Source organism: Amycolatopsis kentuckyensis (assembly GCF_002155975.1).
Classification (GTDB): Bacteria; Actinomycetota; Actinomycetes; order Mycobacteriales; family Pseudonocardiaceae; genus Amycolatopsis; species Amycolatopsis kentuckyensis.
Genome location: NZ_MUMI01000269.1, coordinates 17,961 through 26,197, shown reverse-complemented (window position 1 = coordinate 26,197; position 8,237 = coordinate 17,961). Strand labels below are relative to the sequence as shown.

Genomic DNA, 8,237 nt, shown 5'->3' with positions numbered 1-8,237 from the left:
TGACGTCGCGGGCGCCGTGCTGGCCGCGCTCGGCCTGCGCGAGAGCTCGCGCGGCGGCCCGCAGGACCCGGTCGAGCGGCTGGTCTCGGCGTTGCGGGACCGCCCGGTGCTGCTGGTGCTGGACAACTGCGAGCACGTCGTCGACGTGGCGGCCCGGCTGGCCGCGCGGCTGCTCGCCGCGTGCCCGGGGCTGCGGGTGCTGGCCACCAGCCGCGAGCCGCTCGGCATCACCGGCGAGCAGCTGGCGCCGGTGCCGCGGCTGGCCGTCCCGCCGCCCGGGACGTCCGCCGCGCAGGCCCGGGAGTTCGCGGCCGTCCGGCTGTTCGCCGAGCGCGCGGCCGCGAGCGATCCCGCGTTCGCGCTCGACGAGTCGACGATCGGCGACGTCCAGCACGTCTGCGCGGCCCTCGACGGCCTGCCGCTGGCCCTGGAGCTGGCGGCGGCCCGCGTCCGGACCCTCGAGCTCGGCGAAATCGCCGCCCGCCTCGACGACCGGTTCCGGCTCCTGGCCCGCGGCAGCCGGACGGCCGAGGCCCGGCACCGCTCGCTGCGCGGGGTCGTCGAGTGGAGCTGGGACCTGCTGACCGCCGAGGAACGGGCGCTGGCCAGGAGACTCGCGGTGTTCTCCGGCGGCGCGACCGCCGCGGCCGCCGCCGAGGTGTGCGGCGCGGACGCCGACCTGCTGCCGGAGCTGGCCGACAAGTCCCTGGTGGAGGCCGTCGGCGGACGGTTCCGGATGCTGGAGACGATCCGCGCGTTCGGCGGCGAGAAGCTCGCCGAAGCGGGCGAAGCGGAGACGTACCACCGCGCGCACGCCGAGTACTTCCTGCGGTTCGCGGCGGAAGCGGACCCGAAGCTGCGGACCGCCGAACAGCTGGAGTGGCTGGCGCGGATCGACGCCGACTACGACAACGTCCTGGCCGCGCTGCGCTGGTCGACCGAGCACGACGTCGTGACGGCGCTGCGGCTGGTGTCGCTGCTGGCGATGTACTGGTGGATGCGCGGGCGGCGGTTCGAGGGCGCCGGGCTGTCGCTGGCCGTGGTGTCGCGGTGCTCGCCCGAGGTGCGCGAGGAGTACGCCGAGGAGTTCCTGGTGTGCGTGCTCGGCGCGCTGGCCGGGCAGCCGCACGAGTCGCTGGAGCAGTACCTGCCGCTGGTCCGCCGGTACGCGACGAACGAGGACTGGGCGCCCCGCAACCCGATGCTGGTGATGCTGCTGGGGGTGGTGGTCGGCCCGCCGGGCGACGACGCCGAGCTGCTCGGCCGCGGCAAGAGCCTGCTGGCCGCGGGTGACGCGTGGGGCTGGGCGCTGCTGCCGATGGGCATGGGCCTGCGGTCGATGATGTCGGGCGACCTGGCGGGCGCCGAAGAAGGCCTGCGCGAGGGCGCGGCGCAGTTCCGCGCGCTGGGCGAGCGGTGGGGCCTGTCGATGGCGCTGGACCACCTGTCCCAGCTGCTGACCTGGCGGGGCGAGTACGCGGCCGCGTTGCCGCTGATGGACGAAGCGCTGGGCCTGATGCACGAGATCGGCGCGACGGACGACGTCGCGGATCTGATCGGCCGCCGCGCGTGGACGCACCTGCTGTCGGGCGAGCACGCCCGGGCCCGCGCGGACTACGAGCTGGCGGCGGCCACGGCCCGCCGTTCGGGCATGCCGGAATCCCGCGCGGCGGCGTTCGTCGGCTTGGCGAACCTGGCCCGGCTGTCGGGCGACCTGGCCGCGGCGCGGGAGCTGTGCGAGCGGGCGCTGGCGGAGTGCGCGGGAGGTTCGTTCGCGGCGGAGTCGGTCCGCGCGACGGCGTTGATCTCGCTGGGCCGGCTGGCGGCGGCGGAGGGCCGGGCGGCGGAGGCGGCCGAGCTGCACCGCTCGGCGTTGCTGATCGGACGGCAGTGGAACGCCGGTGACGTGGTGGCGTTCGCCTTGGAGGGGCTCGCGGGCGCGGCCCGGCCGGCCGAGGCGGCCGTGCTGCTGGGCGCGGCGGCCGCGGTGCGGGGCACGGCGATCGGCGGCGACCCCGACGTGTCCGCCGTCCGGGGGCGGCTGGTCGAGTCGCTGGGCGTCGACGGCTTCGAGCGGGCCTACCGGACGGGCCTCGGGATGACGGCCCAGAAGGCGCTGGAGCACATCAGCCGCTGACCAGCGGGACCGCGCGCCGGTCGCCCGACCGCACCATCGCCAGCAGCGGCTTCACCAGCACGCTCAGCGCCCGTGCCACCACCGGCCGGCCGTTCTCGCGGGCGATGTCCGGGCCGAAGCGGTCCATCAGCGCCACCAGGCCCGGCAACGTCCGCACGAACAGCGTCGCCTCCTCGATCAGGCCGTCGCCGTCCAACCGCAGCAGCGCGGCCTCCTCGATCGGCTCGCCGCCGATCCGCGCGGTGTAGACCACCACCCGGGTCCGCGCGTCGCCGGTGTCAGTGTGGAAGCGGATGTCCGTCAAGTGGCGGTACGCCACCGCGATCAGCGGCCGCAGCTGGGCGTGGCCGGTGAAGCGCACCCGGGACGTCAACGGCGAATGCAGCACCGCGTCCGGCGCGAACGCCGTCAGCGCCAGCTCGACGTCCCGCGTTTCCATGGCGCGGCGGTAGGTTTCCGTGCTCATCGTTCCCCCTTGATCAGTGCCGCGAGCCCGCGCCACAGCAGGTCGACCGTCAGCGCCACCACCTCGTCGCGCGGGATGTCGCGGTGGCGCCACCACCACGTCGCGATCGAGTTCAGTGCGCTCTTGCACGCCTCCGCCAGCACCTCGTCGGCCAGCGGACGCGGGATGCCGGACGTCAGGTCGAGCGGCACCCCGTGGAACAGCGAAGCCAGGTTGGCCGTGGCGCGGGCCTGGCCGTCGCGGTGCACGGCGGCGACCGCCGGGTCCGACGGCGCCTCCGCGAAGATCATCCGCCAGCCGCGCTCGTGCGTCTCGATCCAGCGGAAGATCGCCGAAACCCGGCCGCGCAGCAGGACCTCCGGATCGTCGGACACCGGCAGCGCGGCCCAGCCGGCCAGCAGTCCGTCCACTTCGGACTCCAGCAGCGCCGCGTACAGCTGCGCCTTCGCCGGGAAGTGGTCGTAGAGCACCGGCGTGCTGATCCCGGCGGCCGCCGCGACCTCGCGCATCCCGGCCGCGTCGTAGCCCGCCGAAGCGAACACTTCACCGGCCGCGGCGAGGATCCGCTCGCGCCGCGCTTCCCGCGTCAACCGCTTACCTGACATCGGTCAGGTACTGTACCTGACAGCCGTTAGGTAACGCCAGGAACACCACCGGCGAAGACTCGCGTAGCCTGATCGACCGTGCGCAACGTGGTAGTCGTCGGGGGCGGGATCGTCGGTCTGGCCGTGGCCTGGGAGCTGACCAGGCGCGGGCTGGACGTCACCGTCCTGGAGAAGGAATCCCGCTGGGCGGCACACCAGACCGGGCACAACTCGAACGTCGTGCACGCCGGGCTCTACTACAAGCCCGGGTCCTTCAAGGCGCGGATGTCCGTCGCCGGCAACCGGTCCATCGTGGACTTCGCGCGGCAGTACGGCGTGCCCGTCGAAGTGTGCGGCAAGCTCGTCGTCGCGACCCACGAGCGGGAAATCCCCGCGCTGAACACCCTCGCCGAACGGGCCGAGGCCAACGGCGTCCCGGCCAAGCAGATCTCACCCGCCGAAGCGCGCGAGTACGAGCCCGAAGTCGCCTGCGTCGCCGCGCTGCGCGTCGAATCCACCGGGATCATCGACTTCCCGGCGGTCTGCCACACGCTCGTCCGGCTGCTCGACGAAGCCGGTGTCGACCTGCGGCTGAACTCGCCCGCCCTGGCCATCCGGGCCGGGCGGGGCGGCGGCGTCGAGGTCGCGACCGGCGACGACGTCGTCCAGGCCGACGCGCTGGTGAACTGCGCCGGCCTGCACTCCGACCGCGTCGCGCGGCTGGCCGGGCTGACGCCATCGGCGAAGATCGTGCCGTTCCGCGGCGAGTACTACGAGCTCAAGCCGGACCGCCGGCACCTGGTCAAGGGCCTGATCTACCCCGTGCCGGACCCGACGCTGCCGTTCCTCGGCGTGCACCTCACGCGCATGCTCGACGGCAGCGTCCACGCCGGCCCGAACGCCGTGCTCGCGCTGCGCCGCGAGGGCTACCGCTGGGGCGACTTCTCCGCGAAGGACGTCGCCGAGGTCGCGGCCTTCCCCGGGGTCTGGCGGCTCGCGAAGAAGTACGCGTTCCCGACCGGGCTCGACGAGGTCCGCCGCTCGTTCTCGAAGAAGCGGTTCGCCGCGAGCCTCGCCCGGCTCGTCCCGGCGGTCACCGAGGACGACATCGTCCGCCACGGCTCCGGCGTGCGCGCCCAGGCGATGCGCCGCGACGGCTCGCTCGTGGACGACTTCCTCATCGAGACCGCGCGCGACCAGGTGCACGTCCTGAACGCGCCGTCGCCGGCCGCGACGAGCGCGCTGGAGATCGCGCGCCACATCGCGGACCAGGTTTCCGAGGGCTAGCCCGGCAGGTTCGCGGTCACCAGCGGCAGCCCCTGCTTCACCAGGTCGCAGGTCTTCGCGTCGTCGCCGATGAACCCGCTGACCACCTGCACCGACGACGTGTCGGTGATCGCCAGGGTCGCGCCGCAGGTGACCCGCAGCCCGCCCATGTTCGGGAACAGGCCCCACTTCTTGCCGCCGACGTCGACGGTTTCGGTCGGGGTGACACCCTTCGCCCCCGGCCAGTCCCCGACCGGCGTGCTCGGGCCGAACCAGACCTCGAACGCCTTCTGGCCGCCGTCGCCGTCGGTGTCGTCCCAGAGGCAGTACGACGCGTTCGGCACCGTGGACGAGGTGTCCTTCTCGCCGTCCGGGGAGATGTTCGCCAGCTGGGACACCTGGTCCGGCTTCAGCATCGCGCACGGGTCCGCCGACAGCAGCGGGCCGCCCGGCTCCGGTTTCGCCGACGTCGACGGCGTGACCGGCGGGGCGTCCTGCCCGCCCGGCAGGTGCGCCGCGGCCTGCGGGATCGCGAGTTTCGCCAGCTCGCACGACTTGTCGAGCTTGCCGGCCGAGACCCCGACGAAGGCGAACGACTTGGCGCCGAGCAGGGCGTAGAACGTGCAGTCGTCAGGCAGGATCGAGGCGTACTGCGTCCAGCTCAGCCCGCCGATCTGCTGCGGCTCGGACTTCTTGACGGCGCCGGCGATGTACTCGTTGAAGTCCATGTCCGTGGCCAGGCCGACGTCGAGGATGGCGGACGGCTCGACGTCGTCCTTCGAGTTCCACAGGCACATCGGCGGCTGGAGCCGATCCTTGTTCTCCTTGACGGACTTGCCGGGCGACTCGTAGCCGAGCGCGTCGACCTGCTCCGGGCTCAGCAACGAGCAGGCGTCGGCCGCCTTGGCGACCGGGCCCTGCCCCGGCACGGGCGACGCCGAGCCGCCGACCGTCACCGTGCAGCCGGTCACCACGGTCACGGCCGCGAGCGCGGCCGCGACCTGCCACTTCATCAGCATGGGTCCTCCCGTTCGGCCCGGACTGTACTGGGACGAACGGAGCAGCACCGCGGATCCACCCGATTCAGCGGGGCGTGAGGACTTCCTTGCCGCCGACGAACGGGCGCAGCGCCTCCGGCACGCGGACCGAGCCGTCCTCCTGCTGGTGGTTCTCGACGATCGCGACGATCCACCGGGTGGTGGCCAGCGTGCCGTTGAGCGTCGCGGCGATCTGCGGCTTGCCGTTCTCGTCCCGGTAGCGGATCGCCAGGCGGCGGGCCTGGAACGTCGTGCAGTTCGACGTCGAGGTCAGCTCGCGGTAGGTCTCCTGGGTCGGGATCCACGCCTCGCAGTCGAACTTGCGGTGCGCGGACGTGCCGAGGTCGCCGGTCGCGGTGTCGATCACCCGGTAGGGCACCTCGATCTTCGCGAGCATCTGCTCTTCCCAGCCGAGCAGCCGCTCGTGCTCCGCCTCGGCGTCCGCCGGCTTCGCGTAGACGAACATCTCGACCTTGTCGAACTGGTGGACGCGGATGATGCCGCGGGTGTCCTTGCCGTACGAGCCGGCCTCGCGCCGGTAGCAGGACGACCAGCCCGCGTAGCGGTTCGGGCCGTCGTTCAGGTCGAGGATCTCGTCGGCGTGGAAGCCGGCCAGCGGCACCTCCGACGTGCCGACGAGGTAGAGGTCGTCGTCCTCGAGGTGGTAGATCTCGCTCGAGTGCTGCCCGAGGAAGCCGGTGCCGGCCATGATCTCCGGGCGCACCAGCGACGGCGTGATCATCGGCGTGAAGCCGTTCTCGAGGGCCTGCGCGATGGCCATGTTGAGCAGGCCGAGCTGCAGCTGCGCGCCGACGCCGGTGAGGAAGTAGAACCGCGAGCCCGAGACCTTCGCGCCGCGTTCCATGTCGACGCCGCCGAGGCCTTCGAGCAGCTCGAGGTGGTCCTTCGGGGCGAAGCCGAGCTTCGTCGGCTCGCCGACGTGCTTGACGACGGTGAAGTCGTCCTCGCCGCCGACGGGGGCGTCCGGGTGCACGAGGTTCGGCACGGTCCGGAACAGCGTGTCGAACTCCCCCGAGGCGGTGTTCTGCTCCGCCTCGGCCGCCTTGACCTGCGCGGCGAGCTCCTTGGCCGTGGCCAGCAGCTGCTGCTTCTCCTCCGGCGGCGCTTTCGGGATCTGCTTGCCCAGGAGCTTCTGCTCGTTGCGCAGCTTGTCGGCGGCCGCGATCGAAGCCCGGCGCCGGGTGTCGAGGGAGAGCAGCTTGTCGACCACTCCCTCGTCTTCACCACGAGCGCGCTGCGACGCGCGCACGGCTTCCGGGTCATCGCGCAGAGTCCTGGGGTCAATCACGGGTCAGAGGGTAGTCCGTACAGACTGTGCGTCCCTACTGGGTTATCCCGACAGTCTGATCGTTGAAGCGCTGTTCACGGCGTCCTCATACTCCAGGGAAACCCTGAGGAGGCGCCCGATGACCGACGAGCTGCTGGCCCGGCACCGCGCAGTCATGCCGTCCTGGATGTCGCTGCTCTACGAAGAGCCGATCGAGATCGTGCACGCGCACGACCGCCGGATGACCGATTCCCAGGGGCGCACGTACCTGGACTTCTTCGCGGGGGTGCTGACCAACTCGATGGGCTACGACGTCGCCGAGATCGGCGACGCGGTGCGCAAGCAGCTCGACACGGGCATCCTGCACACCTCGACCCTCTACCTGATCCGTTCCCAGGTCGAGCTGGCCGAGCGGATCGCGGCGCTGTCCGGCATCCCGGACGCCAAGGTGTTCTTCACCAACTCGGGCAGCGAGGCCAACGACACGGCGCTGATGCTGGCCACGCAGTACCGCCGCAGCAACCAGGTGCTGGCGATGCGCAACTCGTACCACGGACGTTCGTTCGGAACGGTCGCGATCACGGGCAACCGCGGCTGGTCGGCATCGGCCCTGAGCCCGGTCAAGGTCAACTACGTCCACGGCGGCTACCGGTACCGAAGCCCGTTCCGCGACCTGTCCGACGCGGACTACATCGACGCGTGCGTGGCGGACCTGGTGGACGTCCTGAACACGGCAACGGCGGGCGACGTGGCCTGCCTGATCGCCGAGCCGATCCAGGGAGTGGGCGGCTTCAGCCTCCCCCCGGACGGCCTGTTCCGGGCGATGAAGGAGGTCCTCGACGAGTACGGGGTGCTGTTCATCTCGGACGAGGTCCAGACGGGCTGGGGAAGGACGGGCGAGCACTTCTGGGGCATCGAGGCCCACGGAGTGACCCCGGACATGATGACGTTCGCCAAGGGCCTCGGCAACGGCCTGGCGGTCGGCGGCGTGGTGGCCCGCGGAGACGTCCTGGACTGCTTCAAGGCCCAGTCGTTCTCGACATTCGGCGGCAACCCGGTATCGATGGCAGGCGCAACGGCGGTCTTGGACTACATCAAGGACCACAACCTCCAGGCGAACTGCGCGGCCCGGGGGGCGCAACTCCTGTCGGGCTTGCGGGCGGCGGAGTCCCCCCTGGTGGCCGAGGTCCGAGGCAAGGGACTGATGATCGGAGTGGAGCTGATCAAGCCGGGAACAACCGAGCCGAACATCCCGGCAGCAGCACGCATGCTGGAGGAGACGAAGAAGCGCGGATTGCTGATCGGAAAGGGAGGCCTCCACGGAAACGTCCTCCGCCTGGGCCCCCCAATGACCTTGACGGCGGACGAGGCCCAGGAAGGCCTGGAAATCCTGGTGGACGCACTGGCAGCAACAAACGCAGCACTGGCAACCTGACCAAAGAGGAGCGGGGTGGTCATC

General features: G+C 71.7%; 7 protein-coding genes. 3 read left to right on the top strand and 4 right to left on the bottom strand.

Going from position 1 to position 8,237, the window contains the following annotated elements; genetic code table 11:
• A partial coding sequence (locus CCN39_RS25620) for an ATP-binding protein (RefSeq protein WP_086846094.1) occupies positions 1-2,137 on the top strand: 2,137 nt, incomplete at its 5' end.
• Here the strand turns inward: CCN39_RS25620 and CCN39_RS25615 are convergent.
• Positions 2,127-2,603: a nuclear transport factor 2 family protein gene (locus CCN39_RS25615; protein ID WP_086846092.1), complete on the bottom strand. Its 477-nt coding sequence runs from the start codon at positions 2,601-2,603 to the stop codon at positions 2,127-2,129. The genes CCN39_RS25620 and CCN39_RS25615 overlap by 11 nt on opposite strands.
• The gene (locus CCN39_RS25610) at positions 2,600-3,208 is read right to left on the bottom strand and encodes a TetR family transcriptional regulator (protein WP_086846090.1); all 609 of its coding nucleotides are present in this window, start codon (positions 3,206-3,208) and stop codon (positions 2,600-2,602) included. Before CCN39_RS25610 ends, CCN39_RS25615 begins: the two co-directional genes overlap by 4 nt.
• Before the next feature lie 78 nt (positions 3,209-3,286).
• On the opposite strand from CCN39_RS25610, the gene lhgO reads away from it, so the two are divergent.
• Positions 3,287-4,474 (top strand): L-2-hydroxyglutarate oxidase, encoded by a 1,188-nt coding sequence (gene lhgO, locus CCN39_RS25605; RefSeq protein WP_086846088.1) that lies wholly within the window; start codon positions 3,287-3,289, stop codon positions 4,472-4,474.
• On the opposite strand, the gene CCN39_RS25600 is transcribed toward lhgO, so the two are convergent.
• The gene (locus tag CCN39_RS25600) at positions 4,471-5,472 is read right to left on the bottom strand and encodes a DUF3558 family protein (protein WP_086846086.1); all 1,002 of its coding nucleotides are present in this window, start codon (positions 5,470-5,472) and stop codon (positions 4,471-4,473) included. The genes lhgO and CCN39_RS25600 overlap by 4 nt on opposite strands.
• Before the next feature lie 64 nt (positions 5,473-5,536).
• Complete coding sequence (serS, locus tag CCN39_RS25595) at positions 5,537-6,799, bottom strand: serine--tRNA ligase (protein WP_086846084.1); 1,263 nt, start codon at positions 6,797-6,799, stop codon at positions 5,537-5,539.
• Between the two features lie 118 nt (positions 6,800-6,917).
• Between serS and CCN39_RS25590 the strand changes: the two genes are divergently transcribed.
• A complete protein-coding gene (locus CCN39_RS25590; RefSeq protein WP_086846082.1) occupies positions 6,918-8,213 on the top strand; it encodes an aspartate aminotransferase family protein in 1,296 nt (431 codons plus the stop codon).
• The last annotated feature ends 24 nt before the right edge of the window (positions 8,214-8,237 follow it).